The sequence below is a fragment of the Burkholderia sola genome, from assembly GCF_905400185.1.
In the GTDB taxonomy this organism is placed as follows: domain Bacteria; phylum Pseudomonadota; class Gammaproteobacteria; order Burkholderiales; family Burkholderiaceae; genus Burkholderia; species Burkholderia sola.
In genome coordinates, this window is sequence record NZ_FR989675.1 from 1,565,887 (window position 1) to 1,590,979 (window position 25,093).

General features: G+C 65.5%; 24 protein-coding genes and 1 tRNA gene. 20 read left to right on the top strand and 5 right to left on the bottom strand.

What is annotated here, in order from left to right:
• Window positions 1-151 precede the first annotated feature (151 nt).
• The 3 genes from KR541_RS07235 (at window position 152) to aroC (ending at window position 4,073) form a co-directional block, all read left to right on the top strand.
• On the top strand, window positions 152-607 hold the full coding sequence (locus tag KR541_RS07235) for a CBS domain-containing protein (protein WP_006488504.1): 456 nt from the start codon (window positions 152-154) through the stop codon (window positions 605-607).
• Window positions 608-746: 139 nt separating this feature from the next.
• The gene (locus KR541_RS07240) at window positions 747-2,681 is read left to right on the top strand and encodes an MFS transporter (RefSeq protein ID WP_050018169.1); all 1,935 of its coding nucleotides are present in this window, start codon (window positions 747-749) and stop codon (window positions 2,679-2,681) included.
• Between the two features lie 291 nt (window positions 2,682-2,972).
• Window positions 2,973-4,073, top strand: a complete 1,101-nt coding sequence (aroC, locus tag KR541_RS07245; RefSeq protein WP_050018168.1) for a chorismate synthase — start codon at window positions 2,973-2,975, stop codon at window positions 4,071-4,073.
• A gap of 138 nt (window positions 4,074-4,211) precedes the next feature.
• Here aroC and KR541_RS07250 read toward each other — a convergent pair whose 3' ends face one another.
• Window positions 4,212-5,885, bottom strand: a complete 1,674-nt coding sequence (locus KR541_RS07250) for an electron transfer flavoprotein-ubiquinone oxidoreductase (protein ID WP_176015712.1) — start codon at window positions 5,883-5,885, stop codon at window positions 4,212-4,214.
• A gap of 179 nt (window positions 5,886-6,064) precedes the next feature.
• Between KR541_RS07250 and KR541_RS07255 the strand changes: the two genes are divergently transcribed.
• Together KR541_RS07255 and KR541_RS07260 are read left to right on the top strand one after the other, a co-directional pair.
• Window positions 6,065-6,847, top strand: a complete 783-nt coding sequence (locus KR541_RS07255; RefSeq protein WP_050012456.1) for an SDR family oxidoreductase — start codon at window positions 6,065-6,067, stop codon at window positions 6,845-6,847.
• Between the two features lie 32 nt (window positions 6,848-6,879).
• A complete protein-coding gene (locus KR541_RS07260; protein WP_050012457.1) occupies window positions 6,880-7,320 on the top strand; it encodes an acyl-CoA thioesterase in 441 nt (146 codons plus the stop codon).
• A gap of 120 nt (window positions 7,321-7,440) precedes the next feature.
• On the opposite strand, the gene KR541_RS07265 is transcribed toward KR541_RS07260, so the two are convergent.
• Window positions 7,441-7,986 carry a LuxR C-terminal-related transcriptional regulator gene (locus tag KR541_RS07265; protein WP_050012458.1) on the bottom strand — a complete coding sequence of 182 codons (546 nt, stop codon included), beginning with the start codon at window positions 7,984-7,986 and terminating at the stop codon, window positions 7,441-7,443.
• A 215-nt stretch (window positions 7,987-8,201) separates the two neighbouring features.
• On the opposite strand from KR541_RS07265, the gene KR541_RS07270 reads away from it, so the two are divergent.
• Together KR541_RS07270 and KR541_RS07275 are read left to right on the top strand one after the other, a co-directional pair.
• Complete coding sequence (locus KR541_RS07270) at window positions 8,202-8,906, top strand: CoA transferase subunit A (protein ID WP_050012459.1); 705 nt, start codon at window positions 8,202-8,204, stop codon at window positions 8,904-8,906.
• Between the two features lies 1 nt (window position 8,907).
• On the top strand, window positions 8,908-9,549 hold the full coding sequence (locus tag KR541_RS07275) for a CoA transferase subunit B (RefSeq protein ID WP_050012460.1): 642 nt from the start codon (window positions 8,908-8,910) through the stop codon (window positions 9,547-9,549).
• 80 nt (window positions 9,550-9,629) lie between these two features.
• On the opposite strand, the gene KR541_RS07280 is transcribed toward KR541_RS07275, so the two are convergent.
• From KR541_RS07280 to KR541_RS07290, 3 genes are read right to left on the bottom strand one after another with little or no spacing between them, the layout of a single operon-like run.
• Window positions 9,630-10,343, bottom strand: a complete 714-nt coding sequence (locus tag KR541_RS07280; protein ID WP_050012461.1) for an SDR family oxidoreductase — start codon at window positions 10,341-10,343, stop codon at window positions 9,630-9,632.
• A gap of 48 nt (window positions 10,344-10,391) precedes the next feature.
• Window positions 10,392-11,402: a polysaccharide deacetylase family protein gene (locus tag KR541_RS07285; RefSeq protein WP_050012462.1), complete on the bottom strand. Its 1,011-nt coding sequence runs from the start codon at window positions 11,400-11,402 to the stop codon at window positions 10,392-10,394.
• 11 nt (window positions 11,403-11,413) lie between these two features.
• A complete protein-coding gene (locus KR541_RS07290; RefSeq protein ID WP_050012463.1) occupies window positions 11,414-11,971 on the bottom strand; it encodes an ester cyclase in 558 nt (185 codons plus the stop codon).
• Between the two features lie 134 nt (window positions 11,972-12,105).
• On the opposite strand from KR541_RS07290, the gene KR541_RS07295 reads away from it, so the two are divergent.
• The 13 genes from KR541_RS07295 to KR541_RS07355 all read left to right on the top strand — a co-directional run bounded on the left by KR541_RS07295 (window position 12,106) and on the right by KR541_RS07355 (window position 25,046).
• Window positions 12,106-13,014 carry a LysR family transcriptional regulator gene (locus KR541_RS07295; RefSeq protein ID WP_050012464.1) on the top strand — a complete coding sequence of 303 codons (909 nt, stop codon included), beginning with the start codon at window positions 12,106-12,108 and terminating at the stop codon, window positions 13,012-13,014.
• Window positions 13,015-13,138: 124 nt separating this feature from the next.
• Window positions 13,139-14,035, top strand: coding sequence for an alpha/beta fold hydrolase (locus KR541_RS07300; RefSeq protein ID WP_050012465.1), 897 nt, complete (start codon window positions 13,139-13,141; stop codon window positions 14,033-14,035).
• A gap of 79 nt (window positions 14,036-14,114) precedes the next feature.
• Window positions 14,115-14,468, top strand: coding sequence for a RidA family protein (locus KR541_RS07305; RefSeq protein WP_050012466.1), 354 nt, complete (start codon window positions 14,115-14,117; stop codon window positions 14,466-14,468).
• Window positions 14,469-14,507: 39 nt separating this feature from the next.
• Window positions 14,508-16,742: a RelA/SpoT family protein gene (locus tag KR541_RS07310; protein ID WP_089488381.1), complete on the top strand. Its 2,235-nt coding sequence runs from the start codon at window positions 14,508-14,510 to the stop codon at window positions 16,740-16,742.
• 84 nt (window positions 16,743-16,826) lie between these two features.
• Window positions 16,827-16,903: transfer RNA gene (locus tag KR541_RS07315), tRNA-Val, on the top strand.
• A 269-nt stretch (window positions 16,904-17,172) separates the two neighbouring features.
• Entirely contained in the window at window positions 17,173-19,080 is a 1,908-nt protein-coding gene (gene thrS / locus KR541_RS07320) for a threonine--tRNA ligase (RefSeq protein WP_050012468.1), read from the top strand.
• A gap of 49 nt (window positions 19,081-19,129) precedes the next feature.
• Window positions 19,130-19,654 (top strand): translation initiation factor IF-3, encoded by a 525-nt coding sequence (infC, locus tag KR541_RS07325; RefSeq protein ID WP_071734130.1) that lies wholly within the window; start codon window positions 19,130-19,132, stop codon window positions 19,652-19,654.
• Window positions 19,655-19,844: 190 nt separating this feature from the next.
• Window positions 19,845-20,042, top strand: coding sequence for a 50S ribosomal protein L35 (gene rpmI / locus KR541_RS07330; protein ID WP_004191477.1), 198 nt, complete (start codon window positions 19,845-19,847; stop codon window positions 20,040-20,042).
• 30 nt (window positions 20,043-20,072) lie between these two features.
• Entirely contained in the window at window positions 20,073-20,432 is a 360-nt protein-coding gene (rplT, locus tag KR541_RS07335) for a 50S ribosomal protein L20 (RefSeq protein WP_004192938.1), read from the top strand.
• A gap of 149 nt (window positions 20,433-20,581) precedes the next feature.
• Window positions 20,582-21,595, top strand: a complete 1,014-nt coding sequence (pheS, locus tag KR541_RS07340) for a phenylalanine--tRNA ligase subunit alpha (protein WP_050012469.1) — start codon at window positions 20,582-20,584, stop codon at window positions 21,593-21,595.
• 97 nt (window positions 21,596-21,692) lie between these two features.
• The gene (pheT, locus tag KR541_RS07345) at window positions 21,693-24,122 is read left to right on the top strand and encodes a phenylalanine--tRNA ligase subunit beta (RefSeq protein WP_050012470.1); all 2,430 of its coding nucleotides are present in this window, start codon (window positions 21,693-21,695) and stop codon (window positions 24,120-24,122) included.
• Window positions 24,123-24,193: 71 nt separating this feature from the next.
• Entirely contained in the window at window positions 24,194-24,580 is a 387-nt protein-coding gene (locus tag KR541_RS07350; protein WP_006486093.1) for an integration host factor subunit alpha, read from the top strand.
• A gap of 52 nt (window positions 24,581-24,632) precedes the next feature.
• Entirely contained in the window at window positions 24,633-25,046 is a 414-nt protein-coding gene (locus tag KR541_RS07355) for a MerR family transcriptional regulator (protein ID WP_050012471.1), read from the top strand.
• Window positions 25,047-25,093 lie beyond the last annotated feature (47 nt).

A 25,093-nucleotide genomic window follows, 5' to 3' on the forward strand; every position in this document is an offset into this window, starting at 1 on the left:
CTCCTCGGGCCGCTGTTCATGAGGTCATTGTGCGGCCGGCGGGCCGCGTCCGCAAGCGGCGGCGGCCCGCCGCGCCGGCCCGTGCTTTCCTTTTGACAGGCTTTCCGATAGGATCGAAAGAGATTTTGCATTCAAGCATGAGGGGACTACGATGCGCGTCAGCGATATTCTGAAAGTGAAGGGCAACACGCTGTTTACGGTGACGCCCGATAAGCCGCTGCGCGAAGCGGTCGATACGATGGCCGAGCACGACATCGGTTCGCTCGTCGTGATGGAGTACGGCGATCTCGTCGGGATGCTGACGTTTCGCGAGATCATCCTGCGCCTGCACGTGAACGGCGGCGCGATCGGCGACGTGCAGGTGCGCAAGGTGATGGACGAGCCGCTCACGTGCACGCCGGAAACGGACGTCAACGAAGTGCGCCGGATGATGCTCGAGCGTCACGCACGCTACATGCCCGTGCTCGACAAGAAGGTGCTGATGGGCGTCATTTCGTTCTACGACGTCGCGAAGACGGTCGTCGAGGCGCAGAGCTTCGAGAACCGGATGCTGAAGGCGTACATTCGCGACTGGCCGGAATCGGAAGCCGAAGCGCACAAGCCGTGAATCGCGCCGCGCCCGGCACGTCGATGCATGGGCGCCGCCATCCGGCACGCGGCGGCGCAGGCATGTCCTGCGCCGCCGTTTTTTCAACGACAACACGAGGCCCGCGCAGCATCGCCCAGACGATGCGCGCGTATTCCGCATGAGCGATCACACGCAAGCCACATCGGGGCGGCGCGACGAACGTCGCGCCCACGCATCGCAGTTCGACCTGCTGCGCGAGCGCCGCTTCGCGCCGTTTTTCACGACCCAGTTCCTCGGCGCGCTGAACGACAACGTCTTCAAGATCGGCTTCACGTCGCTCGTCACGTATCACACCGCGCGGTTCTCCGGCGTCGATGCGAAAACGGCCGCGTTCCTGATTTCCGCGATCTTCATCTTGCCGTTCGTGCTGTTCTCGGCCACCTCGGGCCAGATCGCCGACAAATACGACAAGGCGACCCTCACGCGCTTCGTGAAATCGTTCGAGATCGTGCTGATGCTGGTCGGCGCGGCCGGCTTCGTCACGCACAGCGCGACGCTGCTGTATCTGTGCACGTTCATGATGGGGATGCATTCGACGCTGTTCGGGCCCGTCAAGTATTCGTACCTGCCGCAGCATCTCGGCGAACATGAACTGGTCGGCGGCAACGGGCTCGTCGAGATGGGTACGTTCATCGCGATCCTGATCGGCACGATCATCGGCGGCGCGGCGGCCGGCATCGAAGGCAGCGGCGAGCGCGTGCTCGCGGTGAGCGTCGTCGTCATCGCGCTGGCCGGGCGGCTCGTCGCGCAGCGCGTGCCGTCGACGCCTGCGCCGCAGCCCGATCTCGTGATCAACTGGAACCCGGTCAGCGAGACCTGGCGCAACCTCAAGCTCGCGCGGCAGAACCGCACGGTGTTCCTGAGCCTGCTCGGCATCTCGTGGCTGTGGTTCGTCGGCGCGACGTTCCTCACGTCGTTCTTCAATTTCGCGAAGGACGTGCTGTCCGCGAGCCCCGACGTCGTCACGGTCCTGCTCGCGACGTTCTCGGTCGGCATCGGCCTCGGTTCGCTGCTGTGCGAGCGGCTGTCGCAGCGGCGCGTCGAGATCGGCCTCGTGCCGCTGGGCTCGATCGGCATCAGCGTGTTTGCGATCGAGCTGTATTTCGCAAGCCACGCGCTGCCGTCGCCCGGCCATCTGCTGTCGGTCGGCGAATTCCTCGGCGGCGCGCGCCACTGGCGCATCCTGGCCGACCTGTTCCTGCTCGCGATGTTCGGCGGCTTCTACAGCGTGCCGCTGTATGCGCTGATCCAGAGCCGCAGTGCGCCGACGCACCGCGCGCGGATCATCGCCGCGAACAACATCCTGAACGCGCTGTTCATGATCCTGTCGGCCGTGATGGCGATGGGGTTGACCAAGGCCGGCATCGACATCCCGGGGCTGTTCCTCGTCACCGCGCTGTTGAACGTCGTGGTCGCGACGTATATCTACCTGCTCGTGCCCGAGTTCCTGCTGCGCTTCGTCGCGTGGGTGCTCGTGCATACGTTCTACCGGATCCGCCTCGTGCACGCGGAGCGAATCCCGGCGGAAGGGGCGGCGGTGCTCGTGTGCAACCACGTCAGCTACGTCGATGCGCTCGTGCTGGCCGCCGCGAGCCCGCGTCCGATCCGTTTCGTGATGGATCACCGGATCTTCAAGACGCGTTTCGCGAGCTGGGTATTCCGGCATGCGAAGGCGATTCCGATCGCGCCGCGCCACGAGGATCCCGCGATGCTCGCGCGGGCGTACGACCTCTGCGAGGCCGCGCTGAAGGACGGCGAACTCGTGTGCATCTTCCCCGAGGGCAAGCTGACGAAGACCGGCGACATCAACACGTTCCATCACGGCATCACCGAGATCCTGAACCGCACGCCGGCGCCGGTGATCCCGATGGCGCTGCGCGGGCTGTGGGGCAGCTATTTTTCGCGGCATACCGATGCGCGGATGCCGCGCCCCATCAAGCGCGGCGTGATGAGCCGGCTGACGCTGGCGGTCGGCGAGCCGATTCCGGCGTCGGTGGCGACGCCCGAGGCGCTGCAGGTCGCGGTGACCGAGCTGCGCGGCGCGCGGAAGTAGGCGGGCGGGCGTCGGGTCCGGCGCGGGACGGTCGATCCGCGCACCGGGCCGGGATGGCGGCCCGGTTCGGCGGGTCCCGAGCGCAACGCCGAGGGCCTGCGATTGCCACACCTGCCTCGCATCCGCCCTTATCCGCGGCCGGCCCGTGTGGTCTGAACGGTTCACCCGGCCCGCGGGCCCGGGACGGCTGGCATAATAGCGGTTTACCTCTTTCTCGACCGGCAAACGATCGACCTGCCTGCGGCGCCGGCAGCGCATCGGTTTGACCATTTCTCTTTGGGCGGTTCCATCATGTCCGGCAATACCCTCGGCACGCTTTTCACTGTCACGACCTTCGGCGAATCGCACGGTCCCGCGATCGGCTGCGTGATCGACGGCTGCCCGCCGGGGATGGGGCTGACCGAAGCCGACATCCAGGTCGAGCTCGATCGCCGCAAGCCCGGCACGTCGCGGCACGTGACGCAACGACAGGAGGCCGACGAGGTCGAGATCCTGTCGGGCGTGTTCGAAGGCGTGACGACCGGCACGCCGATCGCGCTGCTGATCCGCAATACCGACCAGCGCAGCAAGGACTACGGCAACATCGTCGAGACGTTCCGTCCCGGTCACGCCGACTACACCTATTGGCAGAAATACGGCATCCGCGACTACCGCGGCGGCGGCCGCTCGTCCGCACGCCTGACCGCGCCGATCGTCGGCGCGGGCGCGGTCGCGAAGAAGTGGCTGCGCGAGCGCTTCGGGGTCGAGGTGCGCGGCTACATGAGCGGCCTCGGCGACATCGACGTGCCGTTCGTCGACTGGTCGTACGTGCACGAGAACCCGTTCTTCTCGCCGAACGCGGCGGTCGTGCCGGAGCTCGAGGCGTACATGGATGCGTTGCGCAAGGACGGCGATTCGATCGGCGCGCGCATCGACGTCGTCGCGTCCGGCGTGCCGGTCGGCTGGGGCGAGCCGGTATTCGACCGTCTCGATGCCGATATCGCGAAGGCGATGATGAGCATCAACGCGGTGAAGGGCGTCGAGATCGGCGCGGGCTTCGACAGCGTCGCGCAGCGCGGCTCGGTGCACGGCGACGAACTGACGCCGGCCGGCTTCGTCGGCAACCACGCGGGCGGCGTGCTCGGCGGGATTTCGACGGGGCAGGACATCACCGTGTCGATCGCGATCAAGCCGACGTCGAGCATCCGCACGCCGCGCCGCTCGATCACGAAGTCCGGCGAAGAGGCGACGGTGGAAACCTTCGGTCGCCACGATCCGTGCGTCGGCATTCGCGCGACGCCGATCGCCGAATCGATGCTCGCGCTGGTGCTGATCGACCATGCGCTGCGCCACCGCGCACAGTGCGGCGACGTCGAGACGGCCACGCCGAAGATCGCGGGCAGCGCGACCTGATAGAAGCGGGCGCGTCGCGTCGGCCGTCGAACGATGAATGCAAGCGGGGCGCTGCGTGATGCAGCGCCCCGTTTCGTTTGCGGCGGTGGTGTGCCGTGACCAAAAAACGCGCCGCTCGCGGCGGCGCGTTCCGGCAGCTTACATGTTCGGGTAGTTCGGCCCGCCGCCGCCTTCGGGCGTGACCCACACGATGTTCTGCGTCGGGTCCTTGATGTCGCAGGTCTTGCAGTGCACGCAGTTCTGCGCGTTGATCACGAGGCGCTCGCCGCCGTCGTCGTTCTTCACGAACTCGTACACGGCCGCCGGGCAGAAGCGCGCCTCCGGCCCCGCGTACGTGCGCAGGTTCACGTTCACCGGCACGCTCGCATCTTTCAGCGTCAGGTGCGCCGGCTGGTTCTCCTCGTGGTTCGTGTTCGAGATGAACACCGACGACAGCCGGTCGAACGTCAGCTTGCCGTCCGGCTTCGGATACGCGATCGGCTCGCACTGCGACGCCGGCTTCAGCATCTCGTGGTCCGCATGCTGGTGATGCAGCGTCCACGGCACGTTGCCGCCCATCACCTTCTGCTCGAGCCCGACCATCAGCGTGCCCAGGTACAGGCCCTTCGCCATCCACTGCTTGAAGTTGCGCGCGCGGTACAGCTCCGTGTACAGCCACGATTGCTTGAACGCATCGGGGTACGCGTTCAGCTCGTCCGACTGACGGCCGGCCTGCACCGCGTCGAATGCGGCGTCGGCCGCGAGCATGCCGGTCTTGATCGCCGCGTGGCTGCCCTTGATCCGCGATGCGTTCAGGAAGCCCGCGTCGTCGCCGATCAGCGCGCCGCCCGGGAACACCGTCTTCGGCAGCGACAGCAGGCCGCCGGCCGTGATCGCCCGCGCGCCGTACGACACGCGCTTGCCACCTTCGAGGAACGCGCGGATCGACGGGTGCGTCTTGTAGCGCTGGAATTCCTCGAACGGCGACAGGTACGGGTTCGTGTAGCCCAGGCCCACCACGAAGCCGACCACGACCTGGTTGTTGTCCATGTGATACAGGAACGAGCCGCCGTACGTGTCGGACTTCAGCGGCCAGCCGGCCGTGTGGATCACGAGGCCCGGCTTGTGCTTCGCGGGATCGATTTCCCACAGTTCCTTGATGCCGATCCCGTACGCCTGCGGATCGGCGTTCGCGTCGAGCTTGAACGTCGAGATCAGCTGACGGCCGAGGTGGCCGCGGCAGCCTTCGGCAAACAGCGTGTACTTCGCGTGCAATTCCATGCCGAGCTGGAAGTTCTCGGTCGGCTCGCCGTCCTTGCCCACGCCCATGTTGCCGGTGGCGACGCCCTTCACCGAGCCGTCGTCGTTATAGAGAATCTCTGCAGCCGGGAAGCCGGGGAAGATCTCGACGCCCAGCGCCTCGGCCTGCTGGCCGAGCCAGCGCGTGACGTTGCCCAGCGAAATCACGTAGTTGCCGTGATTCTTGAAGTTGTCCGGCAGCGCCCAGTTCGGCGTCGTGACGGCGCTCTTCTCGGACAGGAACAGGAAGCGGTCTTCGCTCACCTCGACGTCGAGCGGCGCGCCGCGTTCCTTCCAGTCGGGAAACAGCTCGGTGATCGCGCGCGGGTCCATCACCGCGCCCGACAGGATGTGCGCGCCGATTTCGGAACCCTTCTCGAGCACGCACACGCCGATCTCGGTGCCTTTCTCGGCGGCCAGCTGCTTGAGCCGGATCGCGGCAGACAGCCCGGCGGGGCCGCCGCCGACGATCACGACGTCGTATTCCATCGATTCGCGCGGGCCGTATTGCTCGATGAGGCTTGCGGGGGTCATTGGCGTTCCTCTAACCGTTAGAATGCTTTTATTCGGGAGCGTATTGTCTGCGAAACGAAACGCTTGCCGCAACAGCATGCGGGTAGATTAGCACGATCGTTCTATTTTTTGTGCTAGGGTAATGCCGCCCGGGCTGTGCCGTCCGGGCTGGCGCAACGATATCGAAAGGGGATGTGCAAATGGGTCGATCGATCAATCTGGAGGGCAAGGTTGCGCTGGTCACGGGCGCGTCGAGCGGCCTCGGGCAGCGTTTTGCGCAGGTGCTGTCGCAGGCCGGCGCGAAGGTCGTGCTCGCGAGCCGCCGCGTCGAGCGCCTGAAGGAGCTGCGCGCGGAGATCGAGGCGGCGGGCGGCGCCGCGCATGTCGTGTCGCTCGACGTGACTGACGTCCAGAGCATCAAGGCGGCCGTCGCGCATGCGGAGACGGAAGCCGGCACGATCGACATCCTCGTGAACAATTCGGGCGTGTCGACGATGCAGAAGCTCGTCGACGTGACGCCGGCGGATTTCGAGTTCGTGTTCGATACGAACACGCGCGGCGCATTTTTCGTCGCGCAGGAAGTCGCGAAGCGGATGATCATGCGCGCGAACGGCGGCGGCAATGGCAAGCCGCCGTGCCGGATCATCAACATCGCGTCGGTGGCCGGGCTGCGCGTGTTCCCGCAGATCGGGCTGTACGCGATGAGCAAGGCCGCGGTCGTGCAGATGACGCGTGCGATGGCACTGGAGTGGGGCCGCCACGGGATCAACGTGAATGCGATCTGCCCCGGCTATATCGATACCGAAATCAATCATTACCTGTGGGAAACCGAGCAGGGCCAGAAGCTGCAGTCGATACTGCCGCGCCGGCGCGTCGGCAAGCCGCAGGATCTCGACGGGCTGTTGTTGCTGCTCGCGGCCGACGAGTCGCAGTTCATCAATGGCTCGATCATCTCCGCGGACGACGGCTTCGGCCTTGCGTGAGCGGATGACATTTCGCAACAAAGAAGACAGCAATGAGCGCAACAAGCGATTACTCCCCCGTTTTTGAGATGTCGATGCCGATCCGTTGGGGCGACATGGACGCGTTCGGCCATGTGAACAACACGGTCTATTTCCGCTACATGGAGCAGGCGCGGATCTCGTGGTTCGAGCAGCTCGGCATTGCGGGCGGCAACGGCGAGGGGCAGGGGCCCGTCATCGTCACCGCGTCGATGGAGTTCCTCAAGCAGCTGCACTATCCGGGCGACGTGATCGCGAGGATGTCGGCCGCGAAGCCCGGCCGAAGCAGCTTCGACACCGGCTTCGAGCTCACGCGCGCGGACGATCCGCAGCATGTCTATGCACGCGGCAACGCGCGCTGCGTGTGGGTCGATTACGCGCTCGGCAAGTCGGTGCCGCTGCCGCCGCTGCTGCGCGACACGATCGAGCACGCGCTCGCGACGAAAATCGGCTGAGCGCGCATATCGGCAGGCCGTGCGCACCGGGTCGCCGGTGGCGCGCCGTGCCCGTCGTTTCCGTCAATCGGCCGCCATGTGCGGCCGATCGTCATTCGCGCGCCGCGATGCAATGCGCGTTCACTGCCCGAGCAGGCGCTGCAGCAGCTCCGGCGTATTGTTCGTCCCGTATTTGCGCATCAGTCGCGCGCGGTAGATATCGACCGTGCGGGAGCTGATGTCGAGCACGCGCCCGATCTGCTTGCTGGTCTTGCCGGTCGCGAGCTGCGCGGCGATCTCGCGTTCGCGCGGGGTCAGCTCGACCGCGACGCGGCGCGTCGCGCTCAGATCCTCAAAGGTCCAGATGCCGGCCGCGAGCGGCGCGGTGCGGTCGAGCGCGCGGCCCGTCACGTGGCACCAGAACAGTTCGCCGTCCGCGCGCTTCATGATTCTGTCGTCCGAGTAGACGCCGTTCGCGACCATCACGCGTGCGATGCGCTCGCCGATTCGCTGGAATTCGTCCGTGGACGGGTAGAGCACCGCATACGATTTTCCGGTCAGGTCTGCCCGCGCGCAGCGGAAGATCGACGCGAGCGCGTCGTTGCAGTCCTCGATCACGCGGTCGCGCGACAGCACGAGGCCGAGCGGCGCGAGGTGGAAGGCGGTCTGGTAATCGAGATCGGGCATGGCGCGGGGGCGGAGGGAAATGCTTATGTATTTTTGCGTATTGTGCCGCATCCGCGCCGCATCGTACCCTTTCAGGCATCTCGCGGCGTTCGTCGCGACATAAAAAGCGTGCCTCGACGCAGGCATCGCCGCGCATGCATAGAATGGTGCGGCGGGCTTGCGCCACGTGGCGCGTGAACCGGTTTTGCTGGTTTCCATAGAGGAAGGGACAACTGATGAACAAAGTCTATCCAAGCGCGGCTGCCGCGCTGGAGGGGATCGTCCGTGACGGACAGACCTTCGCGGTGGGCGGCTTCGGCCTGTGCGGTATTCCCGAGGCGCTGATCGCGGCGTTGCGCGATTCGGCCGTCAAGGGCATCACCTGCATCAGCAACAACGCGGGCGTCGACGGTTTCGGCCTCGGCCTGCTGCTGGAAACGCGCCAGATCAAGAAGATGATCTCGTCGTACGTCGGCGAGAACAAGGAGTTCGAGCGCCAGTACCTGGCCGGCGAACTCGAGCTCGAATTCACGCCGCAGGGTACGCTCGCCGAGAAGCTGCGCGCGGGCGGTGCGGGCATCCCCGCGTTCTTCACGAATACCGGCTACGGCACCGTGATCGCGGAAGGCAAGGAAACGCGCCAGTTCGGCGATCGCCACTACGTGCTCGAGCAGTCGCTGACGGCCGACGTCGCGCTCGTCAAGGCGTGGAAGGCCGACAAGTCCGGCAACCTGATCTATCGCCGCACCGCGCGCAACTTCAACCCGATGTGCGCGATGGCCGGCAAGATCACCGTGGTCGAGGTCGAGGAGATCGTCGAGAACGGCACGCTCGATCCGGATCAGGTTCATACGCCGGGAATCTTCGTGCAGCGCATCGTGCTGAACGCGACGCCGGAAAAACGCATCGAACAACGCGTCGTACGCGCGAAAGGAGACTGACATGGCCTGGAATCGTGACCAGATGGCTGCGCGTGCGGCGAAGGAACTGCAGGACGGCTTCTACGTGAACCTCGGTATCGGCCTGCCGACGCTCGTCGCGAACCACGTGCCGGAAGGCGTCGAGGTGTGGCTGCAGTCGGAGAACGGCCTGCTCGGCATCGGCCCGTCGCCGACCGAAGACGAAGTCGATGCCGATCTGATCAACGCCGGCAAGCAGACCGTCACGACGCTGCCCGGTTCGTCGATCTTCTCGTCGGCCGATTCGTTCGCGATGATTCGCGGCGGCCACATCAACCTCGCGATCCTCGGCGCGATGCAGGTCAGCAAGCAGGGCGACCTCGCGAACTGGATGATCCCCGGCAAGATGATCAAGGGGATGGGCGGCGCGATGGACCTCGTCGCGGGGGTGGGGCGTGTCGTCGTGCTGATGGAGCATGTCGCGAAGGGCGATCAGCACAAGATCCTCGACGAATGCAACTTGCCGCTCACGGGTGTCGGCGTGGTCGACCTGATCATCACCGATCTCGGCGTGATCGAAGTGACGCCGTCCGGGTTGAAGGTGCTCGAACTCGCCGACGGCGTGAGCGTCGACGAGATCCAGACGAAGACGGGCGCACCGCTCGACGTCAGCGCCGTGGCCTGAGCACGACCCTGGTGCGTGATCCTCGACGCCCCGCGTTCCCGACGGAGCGTGGGGCGTTTTGTCACGAACGCACGTACGCGTCACGCAATCGCGCCGCCGCCGTCGATCAGTACCGTCGAACCGGTTGCATAAGGCGTGGCCGCCAGATACAGGATCGCATTCGCGACATCCTCCGGCTGGCCGACCCTGCGTGCCGGAAGCCGTTGGGCGGCGCCCGCGTACATCGCGTCGCGTGCGTCGGGCGCGAGCTTATCCCACAGCGGCGTCGCGATCAGGCCCGGCGACACGGTGTTCACGCGAACCGGCGCCAGTTCGAGCGCCAGCCCTCGGGCGAGCGCCTCGAGCGCCGCGTTGATCGCGCCTTGCAGGACCGACGACGCGCTCGGCCGCACGCTGAGGAACCCCGACACGAACGTCAGCGAGCCGCCTGGCGCGATATCGATCGCGCGGGCGATGCGGTAGGCGCCCCAGAACTTGCTGTCCATCGCTGCCTGCGCGTCGGCGAGCGGCAGCGCACGGAGCGGGCCCGTGGCCGTCTTCGCGGCTGAAATCACGACGTGGTCGAACCGGCCGACGCGCGCGCAGAACGCATCGACGTCCGCCGTATCGGTGATGTCGAGCGCTTCGGTCCGCACCTGCGCGCCCGGTATGGCATCGATGCCGAACCTGGCCGGATCGCGCGACGCGATCGTCAGATGCGCACCGCGCCGCGCGAATGCCGTCGCGGTGGCGGCGCCGATGCCGGAGCTTCCGCCGACGACGAGTACGTTCTTTCCGTGGAGCGGATCGTTCATGAAAGTCTTTCCTGGGTAGTGAATTGAGCAGAGTTGAGCGGAATCCGGTCAGATCGTTTCGGCCTCGCGCAGCGTCGACGGGCTGTGCAGCGCGAAGCGCGCGATGTCGTCCTTGCGCATGAAAACGACCCCCGGGTGTGATCGAGCGTAGTGCAGGAAGGTGTCCCACGCGCGGACCATCTGCGGCGTGCCGCTGATCCGGTCGTGCGCGCTGATCGACATCAGTCTGCGCCGCTGTCCGGCTTCCGCGTACAGCTGGTCGAAATCCAGCTTGATCTGCTCGACGAACATCGTCGGCGAGTAGTTGCGGCCTTCGATCAGCAGGATGTCGTTGTTGCGCAGCGTGTACGGGACCACCGCGAAATCGCGGCCGCCGACGGTCTCGATGAACGGTTCGTCGCGGCTGACGTCGTCGATGTGATACACGTAGCCGAGTTCCTGCAGCAGCGATAGCGTATGCGGGCCGCGCCGCAGCCAGTTGCAGTTGTAGCCGGTGGGGCGCTGGCCGGTCACCGCCTCGACCATGTCACGCGCGTCGGTCAGGAAGCGGCGCTCGTCGTCGCGGCTCATCGCGAATTGCGCGCGCCACGTCGGGCCGTGCGCGGCGGCTTCGTGGCCGCGCGATACGATTTCGCGCGCCAGTTCGGGGTGCCGGCGCGCGGCTTCCCCGATCATGTGCGACGTCACTTTCACGCCGTGCCGGTCCCACAGATCGAGCAGGCGCGGAATGCCTTCCCGGTAGCCATACGCAAACCAGGTGGCCGACGCGAGATCGACCGGCACCGACGGCGGGAACGCGACGGCCGGAAACGGGCTGTCCGCGCCCGTGGGCGGTTGGCCGCCCGCCTCGAACTGCATCGAGATCGAGATCACGAGCCGCGCGCCGTCCGGCCAGAACGGCGTGGTGCCCGGTGCGGCAGGCATCGGCGTCGGCGCGGCGGTGGCGGGCACGGACGTGCCTGCGGCCAGCGCGACGCCGGCCGCGAGCCCGGCGCCGGCCTGGGCCAGGAATGTGCGGCGCGGCAGCGGCGTCGCGGAAGTGTCGTTACCGTGAGTCATCGTCCCCTCCGTCAACCGACGAGCCCAAGCTGACGCATCAGCGTCAGGTTGTCTTCGATGTGCCAGTTTTCCGCGATCCGGCCGTGGTCGATCCGATAGATATCGGTCGCGATGAAGTCGATCGCCTGTCCGCGCCCGGCCGTTCCGTTGAACGCCCCGGTGAAATGCCCGCGGAAATGCAGGTGCACGACGACCCGGTCGCCGGCGACGATCATCTGTTCGATGTCGCAGCGCAGGTCCGGGATCGCGCCGCGCATCGTGCTGGACGCCGCGAGCGGCCCCGGTAGGCCCTGTTCGCGGCCGGGCGGCAGCGTTCGGTCGGTGAAGTCGTCGGCGAGCGCCGCGCGGGCGAGCGCGGGGTCGCCGGTATTCCAGAAGCTGCCGTAGCGGCGCGCGGCCAGCACTTGCGCGCGGGCCTGTGCGGCCGGCAAGCCCGCCGCGACGGTCAGCGTGTGCGGCTCGACGAGATCGGCGGCATGGGCCGCGGCGGGCCAGAGCGCCACGACGCAAGCAGCTGCCGCGAATGCGTGCGCGACGGGGCGGGTGGCCGAACGAAGGCGGATCGACATGGTTTCGAGGGTCCTGTGAAAGCGTCAGGCGACGACGCGGAACAGGTATGGTAGGTTTCCGTTCTGCATGCAAATACGGGCAAAAGGCGAATGGATTATTCGAAAAAAGGAAAGGTTTGGGTGAGGCGGGCGCCATGACGCTGATCGACGATTTCCCGGCGCTCGATACCTTCGCGCGGATCGTGTCGGCCGGCAGCCTGTCGGCGGCGGCGCGCGAGCTCGACCTGTCGTTGTCCGTCGTCAGCAAGCGACTCGCGCATCTCGAGTCGCGGCTCGGCGTGCGCCTGCTGCACCGGACGACGCGGCAGCAAACGCTCACCGACGACGGCGCGCAGTTTCACGCGCAGGTGCTACGCATCCTCGCGGAGGTCGAGCAGGCGGAAACGCTGATGCGCGATCGCCGCGGCACGGTCAGCGGCGTGCTGCGCGTGACGGCGCCCGGCGAGCTCGGCCGCCTGCGAATCGCGCCGCTCGTGGCGGCCTTTCAGCAGCGACATCCGCAATTGACCGTACAGCTGATGCTGACCGATACGGTCGTCGATCTGCTCGCGTCCGACATTGACGTCGCCGTGCGGATCGGCAATCTTGCCGATTCGACGATGATCGCGCGCGAGCTGGCGCCGAATCATCGCGTGCTGTGCGCGTCGCCGGGTTATCTCGCGGCGCACGGGTCGCCGGCCCATCCGGTCGAGCTTCGTGCGCATCGATGCATCGTGATGGGCGACCAGCCGCGTGCCGAATGGCGGTTCGACGGCGCGCAAGGCGGCGTGGCGGTCGAGGTGACGGCCGCGCTGCTGACCAACGACGGCGGCGCGGCGCGCACGCTGGCGCTCGAGGGCGCGGGCATTGCGCTGAAGTCGATCTGGGACGTCGGCGCCGATCTCGACGCCGGCCGGCTCGTACGCGTGCTGCCGGCCTTCGCGGCGTCCGCCGCGCCGCTGCATGCCGTCTATCCCGGCGGCCGTCACGTGCCGCTGCGCGTGCGGACATTCGTCGATTTCCTGCGCGAGCAGTTGCGTCATGCGTGGCACCGCCACGACTGAACCCACCCCGGGTGGCGGGCCGGGCGCGTGGCGACCCGTCATTCCGAAGCGGTTTACAATCGTTTGCATCGGGCGTCGCAAGCGTTGCCCCGCGCGTCGCCCCCCGTTCGACAGGATGCCAACGATGCCAACGACCTCAGCGAATCCCCCGGTTCCCCGCCAGCGGCGCGTGCAGTGTGCGAGCACGGCCGGCCTTCACCACGTCGCCTATACCGAGTGGGGCGACCCCGCGAATTCGCGCGTGCTCGTCTGCGTGCACGGCCTGACCCGCTCCGGCCGCGATTTCGACCGGCTGGCCGCCGCGCTGTCCGATACGTATCGCGTCGTCTGCCCCGATGTCGCCGGGCGTGGCCGCTCGGACCGGCTGGCCGATCCGCGGCTCTATGCGATTCCGCAATACGTGGCCGACATGGTGACGCTGATTGCCCGGCTCGACGTCGAATCGGTCGACTGGTTCGGCACGTCGATGGGCGGCCTGATCGGCATGGCGCTTGCCGGGCTGCCCGGTTCGCCGCTGCGCCGGATGATCGTCAACGACGTCGGTCCGCGCATCGAGCCCGATTCGCTGACGCGTATCGGCGAGTACCTCGGCGTGCAGCCGCGCTTTGCGACCGAGCAGGAGGGAGTCGATTATCTGACGTCGCTGTCGCTGCCGTTCGGTGCGCTGAGCGCCGACGAGTGGCGCGAGATCAACGGGCCGCTGCTGCACGAACTGCCCGAAGGCGGCTGGACGATGCGCTACGATCCGCGCATCGCCGAGCCGTTCAAGGCGACGACGCCCGAACTGGCCGCGCTCGGCGAGGCCGCGCTGTGGCGCGCGATCGGGACGACGGACGCGACGCTGCTCGTCGTGCGCGGCGAGACGTCCGACCTGCTGTCGCGCGAGACGGCGGCCGAAATGGTCCGTCGCGGCCGGCATGTGACGCAGGTCGAGATTCCGGGGGCAGGGCACGCGCCGGCGTTCGTCAGCGCGGACCAGATTGCGCTCGCGCGGCGGTTTTTCGTCGAAGGCGACGCATAAACGCGTCATAATATGCGGTTCGGCGGCACGCGGGCCGTGCCGCCGCCCGAATCCCTACCCATCACGACCGGAACATTTCATGGCAGTCATTCGTCACCACGTCGGGGCCCGTCTCTCCGAAACCGCGATCCACAACGGTACCGTGTATCTGGCCGGCCAGATCGCCGAAGACACCACGCAGGACATCCGCGGCCAGACGCGCGAAGTGCTCGGCCACATCGACCGCCTGCTCGCCGAAGCGAACAGCGATAAGGCCCATCTGCTGTCGGTGCAGATCTACATCTCGGATCTCGCGAACTTCGAAGGCATGAATGCCGAGTGGGACGCATGGGTTGCGGAAGGCAACGCGCCGCCGCGCGCGACCGTCGAGGCGAAGCTTGCCGATCCGGCGCTGCTCGTCGAGATCGTGGTCGTCGCCGCGCAGCGGAGCTGAGCGTCAGCCAAAGATGACCGTATTCCGGCAGGCCGTGCAATGACCGAATCCGTTTCCGCTTCTCCCGTCGCGGCGCCGTCGTTCGACGACGTGCTCGCGTTCGTGCGCGAGCGGGCCGGCGACGCGCGCCTGTCGTCCGGCGAGCTGCTCGCCGATCACTCGGCCGGCACGGCGTCGATCATGCGCACGCTGAACGTCGATCCGCACGCGATGCAGGCCGCCGCGCTGTTCGTGCTGACGCCGCATCTGAGCGACCCCGAACGCGAGCTGACCGAGCGTTTCGGCGACGAAGTCGCGCGGCTCGTGGCCGACGTGCGCAAGCTGTTGCGGCTCGGCACCGTCAGCCTGCGCGCCGCGCAGAACGCGAAGCCCGACTCCGGGCGCGACGCGGCGGAAGAGCGGCGCACGCAGATCGAGGCGCTGCGCAAGATGCTGCTCGCGTTCGCGCAGGACATCCGCGTGGTGCTGATCCGCCTTGCTTCGCGCTTGCAGTCGCTGCGCTACTACGCGGCCGCGAAGCTCGATCCGCCGCCCGACGTCGCGCGCGAGACGCTCGAGATCTATGCGCCGCTCGCGAACCGTCTCGGTATCTGGCAACTGAAGTGGGAACTCGAGGATCTCGCGTTCCGCTTCGAGGATCCCGTCACCTACAAGCGGATCGCGAAGCTGCTCGACGAGAAGCGCATCGAGCGCGAGGCGTACGTCACGCAGGCGATCGCGCGGCTGCAGCACGAGCTCGCGCAAGCGCACATCCAGGCCGACGTCAGCGGCCGGCCGAAGCATATCTACAGCATCTGGCGCAAGATGCGCGGCAAGGAGCTCGATTTCTCCGAGCTGTACGACGTGCGCGCGTTTCGCGTGATCGTGCCCGACATCAAGGATTGCTACGCGGTGCTCGGCATCGTGCATCACCTGTGGCAGCCGGTGCCGAAGGAGTTCGACGACTACATCTCGCGGCCGAAGCCGAACGGCTACAAGTCGCTGCATACGGTCGTGATCGGCGACGACGGCCGTGCGTTCGAAGTGCAGATCCGCACGCAGGAGATGCATCGCTTCGCCGAGTACGGCGTCGCCGCGCACTGGCGCTACAAGGAGGCCGGCGCACGCGGCTATGGCGGACAGTTCTCGGCGAGCGACAAGTACGACGAGAAGATCGCGTGGCTGCGTCAGTTGCTCGCGTGGAAGGACGACGTCGAGGACGGCACCGAGGTGTCGGGCGATCAGGCGTGGGCGCAACTGCGCGAGACGTCGCTCGACGACGACCACATCTACGTGCTGACGCCGCAGGCGCGCGTGATCGCGCTGCCGCAGGGCGCGACGCCGGTCGATTTCGCGTACCACCTGCACAGCGAGCTCGGCCATCGCTGCCGCGGCGCGCGCGTCGACGGCGTGATGGTGCCGCTGAACACGCCGCTTTCGAACGGCCAGACGGTCGAGATCGTCGCGGTGAAGGAAGGCGGGCCGTCGCGCGACTGGCTGAACCTGCAGCTCGGTTACCTGAAGAGCCCGCGTGCGCGGCAGAAGGTGCGTGCGTGGTTCAACTCGATCGAGCAGGAAGAAAACATCGCGCACGGCCGCGCGCTCGTCGAAAAGACGCTGCAGCGCGAGGGCAAGACGTCGGTCAGCCTGGACAACCTCGCCGCGAAGCTCGGCTTCAAGTCGCCCGAGGAGCTGTTCTCGGTCGTCGGCAAGGAAGAATTCAGCCTGCGCAACGTCGAGCACGCGCTGTCCGACGCGCCGCCGCCGGAACCGGCGCCCGAGGCGCCGGCCGATTTCGAGAAGCGCAGCAGCGGCGCGAGCGTCGCGCACGGTGCATCGACCGGCGTGCTGGTGGTGGGCGTCGACGCGCTGCTGACGCAGCTGGCGCGCTGCTGCCGTCCGGCGCCGCCCGATCCGATCAGCGGTTTCGTCACGCGCGGCAAGGGGATGTCGATCCACCGCACCGACTGCCCGACGTTTCGCCGGATGGTCGAGCGCGCGCCGGAACGCGTGCTGCAGACGACCTGGTCGGCCGACGTGCTGGGCGGGCGCGGCGCGTCCGTCTATCCGGTCGACCTGATGATCGAGGCGAGCGATCGGCAAGGGCTGCTGCGCGATATCTCCGAAGTGTTCGCGCGCGAAAAGATCAACGTCGTGGGCGTGAAGACGCAAAGCCGCCGCAATGCGGCCTTCATGCAGTTCACGGTCGAGGTCTCGAATTCGGCGCAGGTGCAGCGCGCGTGCACGCTGCTCGGCGAGGTGCAGGGCGTCGTGCGGGCAGGGCGGAAATCCTGATGGGGTTGGATCCGCGTTATTTTGCTGCGACCGCATAAAACACTTGCCAAGCCTGCAGCCACTCCATATAATCTTAGCTTCTCTAGGCTCGTAGCTCAGTTGGTTAGAGCACCACCTTGACATGGTGGGGGTCGTTGGTTCGAATCCAATCGAGCCTACCAACGAATTGAGAATGCCCGGCCTACGGGTGTTCGAAGCAGTACACAACTCAACGCGAACAAGGCGAATACGGTTATGACACCGCGAACGTTGACCGAAACCACTTCGGAGCGACGCTAGTCGAGGAACGTTTTCGCCCTTTCAGTTTGAGTGAAGTATCGAATGCGGCCCCTCGAAAGCGGGGCCGCATTTTTTTTGTCGCGAATTTTCACGCGCGAGTTGATCTCGCGTACCTGGTCTGCCGCCCACTGTCGGCATCACGGAGAATGCTATGGTTTCGATACGCTTGCCTGACGGCTCAGTTCGACAATACGAGCATCCGGTGACAGTTGCCGAGGTTGCGGCCTCGATCGGTCCCGGCCTCGCCAAGGCTGCGCTGGGTGGCAAGCTCGATGGCGAGCTCGTGGATACGTCGACGCTGATCGACCGCGACGCGTCGCTCGCGATCGTCACGGACAAGGATGCCGACGGCCTCGACATCATCCGCCACTCGACCGCCCACTTGCTCGCGTATGCGGTGAAGGAGCTGTATCCGGACGCGCAGGTGACGATCGGCCCGGTGATCGACAACGGTTTCTATTACGACTTCTCGTACAACCGCCCGTTTACGCCGGAAGATCTGGAAAAGATCGAAAAGCGCATGCAGGAACTCGCGAAGAAGGACGAGCCGGTCACGCGCCGTGTCGTGTCGCGCGACGAGGCGGCCGGTTACTTCCGCAGCATCGGCGAGAAGTACAAGGCCGAGATCATCGAATCGATTCCGCAAAGCGACGAAATCAAGCTGTATTCGCACGGCGGCTTCACCGATCTGTGCCGCGGCCCGCACGTGCCGTCCACCGGCAAGCTGAAGGTCTTCAAGCTGATGAAGGTCGCGGGCGCGTACTGGCGCGGCGATTCGAAGAACGAGCAGCTGCAGCGCATCTACGGCACGGCCTGGACGAAGAAGGAAGACCAGGACCAGTACCTGCACATGCTCGAGGAAGCGGAAAAGCGCGACCACCGCAAGCTCGGCAAGCAGCTCGACCTGTTCCACATGCAGGAAGAGTCGCCGGGGATGGTGTTCTGGCATCCGAAGGGCTGGGCGCTGTGGCAGCAGGTCGAGCAGTACATGCGCCGCCGCGTGAACGACGCCGGCTATCTCGAGATCAAGACGCCGATGATCATGGACCGCTCGCTGTGGGAAGCGTCGGGCCACTGGCAGAACTATCGCGAGAACATGTTCACGACGGAGTCGGAGAAGCGCGACTACGCGATCAAGCCGATGAACTGCCCGGGCCACGTCCAGGTGTTCAAGCACGGCCTGCGCTCGTACCGCGACCTGCCGCTGCGTTACGCGGAATTCGGCTCGTGCCACCGCAACGAGGCGTCGGGCGCGCTGCACGGCCTGATGCGCGTGCGCGGCTTCGTGCAGGACGACGCGCACATCTTCTGTACGGAAGATCAGTTCATCTCGGAATCGATCGCGTTCAACACGCTCGCGATGAGCGTGTACAAGGACTTCGGTTTCGATCACATCGACATCAAGCTGTCGCTGCGCCCCGACCAGCGTGCGGGGACGGACGAAACGTGGGATCGCGCCGAGCAGGGTTTGCGCGACGCGCTGACCGCCTGTGGCCTCACGTGGGAAGAGTTGCCGGGCGAGGGTGCGTTCTACGGCCCGAAGATCGAGTACCACATCAAGGACGCCCTCGGCCGCTCGTGGCAGTGCGGCACGCTGCAGCTCGACATGGTGCTGCCGGAGCGCCTGGGCGCCGAGTACGTCGCCGAGGACAACAGCCGTCGCCGGCCGGTGATGTTGCACCGCGCGATCGTCGGTTCGATGGAGCGTTTCCTCGGCATCTTGATCGAGCACCATGCTGGTGCAATGCCGGTCTGGCTCGCGCCGTACCAGGCAATTGTGCTCAATATCGCCGAAAGTCAGGCCGAATATGCGCACGCTCTGACCCAAACGTTGCAAAAACAAGGGGTTAGAGTGGCGGCCGATTTGCGCAACGAGAAGATTAGCTATAAAATACGCGAGCACACGCTGGAAAAGGTGCCTTATCTCCTCGTCGTGGGCGATAAGGAGCGTGATGCGCAAACGGTAGCCGTGCGTGCCCGTGGCGGCGTCGATCTTGGCGTTATGCCGGTCGAAGCCTTCGTTGAGCGTCTGCAGGAAGACCTGCGCTCGTTCAAGTAACCGCCCTGGCAGCGCGGCTCATTTTTTTAATTTTTAGAGGAAACGTAACATCGCTACTGATAAGTCGTCGCACCGCATCAACGGTGAAATCACTGCGCCGGAAGTGCGCCTGGTCGGGATCGAGAACGAACCGCTCGGTATCGTAAAACTCGCTGACGCTTTCCGTAAATCGGAAGAACTGGATGTTGACCTGGTGGAGATCGCGCCACAAGCGGTGCCGCCGGTTTGCCGTCTGATGGATTACGGCAAGTTCAAGTACCAGGAATCGAAGAAGCAGCACGAAGCGAAGCTGAAGCAGAAGGTCATCCAGGTCAAGGAAGTCAAGTTCCGCCCGGGTACCGATGACGGGGATTACAACGTCAAGCTCCGCAATCTCGTGCGCTTCCTCGAAGAGGGCGACAAGACGAAGATCACGTTGCGTTTCCGCGGCCGCGAAATGGCTCACCAGGAAATCGGTATGCGGATGCTGGAGCGTCTGCGCACGGATCTCGAGGAAGTCGGCCAGGTCGAGCAGATGCCGAAGATGGAAGGGCGCCAGATGATCATGGTGCTCTCGCCGAAGAAAAAGAAGTAACGAGCCCGCGCGCATCGCGCGCAGGTTCGACAGTGGTTCGGCGCGTAGCCCGGTCAGGGCGGCGCGCCAACGATGACGGCGGCTGCGCAAGCGGTGCGCCGTACACAAGTGGACTGGGTTTCGAAGGGCGGGTCAAGGGCGCAAGCCAACCGCACACCCATCGCCATCTAATAAACTGGAGTTGTTCGTCATGCCTAAGATGAAGACCAAGAAGAGCGCTGCAAAGCGCTTCGTGGTGCGTCCGGGCGGTACCGTCAAGCGCGGTCAAGCCTTCAAGCGTCACATCCTGACCAAGAAAACCACGAAGAACAAGCGCCATCTGCGCGGCGCAACGGCAGTTCATGATTCCGATCTGAACTCCGTCCGCGCGATGCTCCCGTTCGCGTAACCCCTCAACTGATACTCCAAGGAGAGAAACATGCCTCGAGTCAAACGTGGGGTAACCGCACGGGCCCGCCACAAGAAGATCATCAACCTGGCCAAGGGTTATCGCGGCCGCCGCAATAACGTCTACCGCATCGCCAAGCAGGCGGTGATGCGCGCTGGTCAGTATGCGTATCGCGATCGCCGCAACAAGAAGCGTGTGTTCCGCGCACTGTGGATCACGCGTATCAACGCGGCAGTTCGCCAGCACGACATGACCTACAGCGTGTTCATCAACGGCCTGAAGAAGGCGTCGATCGAACTCGACCGTAAGGTGCTGGCCGACATGGCGGTGTTCGACAAGGCTGCTTTTGCTGCGATCGTCAAGCAGGTGAAAGCCGCCGTTGCAGCCTAATTGCGAAATTAGCACTGCGTGGTTAGTTGCAGCGAGGTTCCGGTAGTCTCGGCCGCTGCAGCGAAAACGGGGCTCTTCCGAGCCCCTTTTTTGTTTGGCGAGGCCATTTCGCTCGCCAAGACCGAATGACGTTGGAAATGATGGGATCTATGGATCTGGACCAGATTGTCGCCGACGCGCAGCAGTCCTTCGAACAGGCTGCCGACATCACCACGCTCGAAAACGAGAAAGCCCGATTTCTCGGCAAATCGGGTGCGCTGACCGAGTTGCTCAAGGGCCTCGGCAAGCTCGATCCCGAAGCACGCAAGACCGAAGGCGCACGCATCAACGTCGCGAAGCAGCAGGTCGAAGCCGCGCTCACCGCCCGTCGCCAGGCCCTGGCCGACGCGCTGCTGAATCAGCGCCTCACCGCCGAAGCGATCGACGTGACGTTGCCGGGCCGTGGCGCCGGTGCAGGCAGCCTGCACCCGGTGATGCGCACGTGGGAGCGTGTCGAACAGATTTTCGGCTCGATCGGTTTCGACGTGGCCGACGGCCCCGAAATCGAGACCGACTGGTACAACTTCACGTCGCTGAACAGCCCGGAGAACCATCCGGCGCGTTCGATGCAGGACACCTTCTACGTCGAAGGCAAGGATGCCGACGGCCGCCAGCTGCTGCTGCGCACGCACACGAGCCCGATGCAGGTGCGTTATGCGCGCATGAACCGTCCTCCGATCAAGGTGATCGCGCCGGGCCGCACGTATCGCGTCGACAGCGATGCGACCCACTCGCCGATGTTCAATCAGGTCGAGGGGCTGTGGATCGACGAAAACATCAGCTTCGCCGACCTCAAGGGCGTCTATACCGACTTCCTGAAAAAATTCTTCGAGCGCGACGACATCCTCGTGCGCTTCCGTCCGTCGTATTTCCCGTTCACGGAACCGTCGGCCGAGATCGACATGATGTTCGAGCACGGCAAGAACGCCGGCAAGTGGCTCGAAATTTCCGGCTCCGGGCAGGTGCATCCGACCGTGATCCGCAACATGGGCCTCGACCCCGAGCGCTACATCGGTTTCGCGTTCGGCAGCGGCCTCGAGCGCCTGACGATGCTGCGCTACGGTGTCCAGGATCTGCGGCTGTTCTTCGAGAACGACCTGCGTTTCCTGCGCCAGTTCGCATAACGCCGCTCGCCGCGCCGACCTGTGCCCGCGCATGCCCCGACGGACGTTTCCGACGGAGCCCGGGCGTCGATCTAACCTGTTTCGAACGTAGACATCCATGCAATTCCCTGAATCCTGGTTGAGAACCTTTGTCGACCCGCAGCTGACGACCGACGCCCTGTCGCACGCGCTGACGATGGCGGGGCTCGAAGTCGAATCGCTGAGCAAGGCTGCGCCGCCGACGTCGAAGATCGTCGTCGGCCGCGTGCTCGAAGTCGTCAAGCATCCGGATGCGGACAAGCTCAATGTCTGCCAGGTCGACGCCGGCACCGGCGCGACGCTGAACATCGTGTGCGGCGCCCCGAACGTGGCGCCCGGCATCAAGGTGCCGGTCGCGCTGGTCGGCGCGGAACTGCCGCCGGCGGAAGAGGGCGGCAAGCCGTTCGCGATCAAGCTGTCGAAGCTGCGCGGCGTGGAGAGCCAGGGGATGCTGTGCTCGGCGCGTGAGCTGAAATTGTCCGAGGATCACAGCGGGCTGCTGATCCTGCCGGAAGATACGCCGATCGGCCAGGACATCCGCGAGACGCTCAATCTCGACGACACGATCTTCGAAATCAAGCTGACGCCGAACAAGGCCGACTGCCTGTCAGTGTTCGGTATCGCGCGCGAGACGGCCGCGATCACCGGCGCACCGCTGACGCCGGTCGACATCCGCCCGGTGAACGTCGAGCTCGACGAGACGCTGCCGGTGCGCATCGCCGCGCCCGATCTGTGCGGCCGCTTCTCGGGTCGCGTGATCCGCGGCGTGAATGCGCACGCGAAGACGCCGCAGTGGATGGTCGAGCGCCTCGAGCGTTCGGGCCAGCGCAGCGTGTCCGCGCTCGTCGACATCTCGAACTACGTGATGTTCGAGCTCGGCCGCCCGTCGCACGTGTTCGATCTCGACAAGATCCACGGCGGCATCGAAGTGCGCTGGGGCAAGCGCGGCGAATCGCTGAAGCTGCTCAACGGCAACACGGTCGAACTCGACGAAACGGTCGGCGTGATCGCGGACGATCGTCAGGTCGAAAGCCTGGCCGGCATCATGGGCGGCGACAGCACGGCCGTCACGCTCGATACGACCAACATCTACCTCGAAGCCGCGTTCTGGTGGCCGGACAGCATCCGCGGCCGCGCGCGCAAGTACAACTTTTCGACCGATGCGGCCCATCGCTTCGAGCGCGGCGTCGATTACGCGACGACCGTCGAGCACGTCGAGCGCATCACGCAACTGATCCTCGAAATCTGCGGCGGCAAGGCCGGCCCGGTCGACGATCAGGCGGTGAACCTGCCGCAGCGCGTGCCGGTGAAGATGCGTGTGTCGCGCGCGAACCGCATCATCGGCGTGAAGATCGACGCCGACGAGATCGCGAACATCTTCACGCGCCTCGGCCTGCCGTTCGAGCGTGAAGACGACGCGTTCCTCGTCACGCCGCCGTCGCACCGCTTCGACATCGAGATCGAGGAAGACCTGATCGAGGAAGTGGCGCGCATCTACGGCTTCGAGAAGATTCCGGCGCGGCCGCCGGTCGCGACGAGCGAAATGCGTGCGACCCACGAGACGCGGCGTTCGATCCACGACATCCGTCACGCGCTCGCCGCGCGCGACTACGCGGAAACCGTCAACTTCAGCTTCGTCGATGCGGAGTGGGAGCAGGATTTCGCGGGCAACGACAACCCGATCCGTCTGCTGAACCCGATCGCCAGCCAGCTTTCGGTCATGCGCACGACGCTGTTCGGCAGCCTGATCTCGGTGCTGCGCCACAACCTGAACCGCCGCGCCGATCGCGTGCGCGTGTTCGAATCGGGGCGCGTATTCATTGCCGATCCGTCGGTGAAGGCCGGCGAATTGGCGGTCGAAGGTCATGCGCAGCCGAAGCGCGTCGGCGCGCTGGCGTACGGTCCGGCATTCGACGAGCAGTGGGGCGTCGCGACCCGCGCGGTCGATTTCTTCGACGTGAAGGGCGATCTCGAGGCGCTGCTCGCGCCGGCGGTCGCGCGCTTCGTGAAGGCCGAGCATCCGGCCCTTCATCCGGGCCGCAGCGCGCGCATCGAAGTCGATGGCCGTGCGGTCGGCTGGATCGGCGAGCTGCATCCGCGCCTGATGCAGAAGTACGAGCTGCCGCACGCACCGGTGATGTTTGAAATCGACGCGGATGCGCTGACTGCACGTGCGCTGCCCGCGCCGACCGACGTGTCGAAATTCCCGCCGGTCCGTCGCGATATCGCCGTTGTCGTCGATCAGGCGGTCGAGGTTCAGGCACTTTTCGACGAAATGAAGAAGGCGCTTGCCGAAGACGCCTGCCGATTCGTTCAGAAGGTTGTACTCTTTGACGAATTTCGTGCAAAATCAAATACTTCCGGTGGTCTTGCCGCGAACGAGAAGAGCCTTGCCTTCCGCGTGACGCTGCAGGACGCGGCTGGCACGCTGCAGGACGAGGTCGTCGATCAGGCGATCCAGACGCTGGTCGAGCGAATGGCTCGTGCCGGTGCGCGCCTGCGCGGCTAAGGAGAGGGCCCGCCCGTTCGCGGGCGGCTTTTTCCATCGTAAGTTTTGATTCAACGCGCTGTATGGCAGATATGAACGACATGACCTCGAGTGAATTCGAAGCCCTCCTGACGGCGCAACGCAGCGCCATGAACCGCGACGCTTCGGCGCCGGCGTCCACGGAGACGCCGACGCTGACGAAGGCGGAACTGGCGGAGCTGCTGTTCGATAGCGTCGGGCTGAACAAGCGTGAAGCGAAGGACATGGTCGAGGCGTTTTTCGAAGTGATCCGCGATGCGCTCGAAAACGGCGAAAGCGTCAAGCTGTCGGGGTTCGGCAATTTCCAGTTGCGCGACAAGCCGCAGCGCCCGGGCCGCAACCCGAAGACGGGCGAAGCGATTCCGATCGCGGCCCGCCGGGTGGTAACCTTCCACGCGAGCCAGAAGCTGAAGGCGCTGGTCGAAAACGGCGCGGAGTAATACGCGCCCACGCCCCGCGCGGCCGCCGCGCACCCTTACCGACGGTTAACCGATGACCACCACGGTTGAGAAAGTCGTCTTGCCTCCGATTCCCGCGAAGCGCTACTTCACGATCGGCGAAGTCAGCGAACTGTGCGGGGTCAAACCACACGTGCTGCGTTACTGGGAACAGGAGTTCACTCAGCTGCGGCCGGTGAAGCGGCGTGGCAACCGGCGGTATTACCAGCATCACGAAGTGCTGCTGATCCGGCGGATTCGCGAGTTGCTGTACGAGCAGGGCTTCACGATCAACGGCGCGCGCAACCGGCTCGATTCGCCGGGCAGCGATCGGGCCGCGGCGGAGCCGGTCGAATCCGATGTGCAGGCCGCCGATGCGCGCGGGGCGGCCAACGCGGGCGCAAACGTCGATGTGACCGCGTTGCGGCAGGCATTGCTGGACGTGATCGACGGACTGAAACACGACTGAGCGCACGGTGCGCAGGATGTATGGGAAAGCCCGGTTGGCGACCGCCA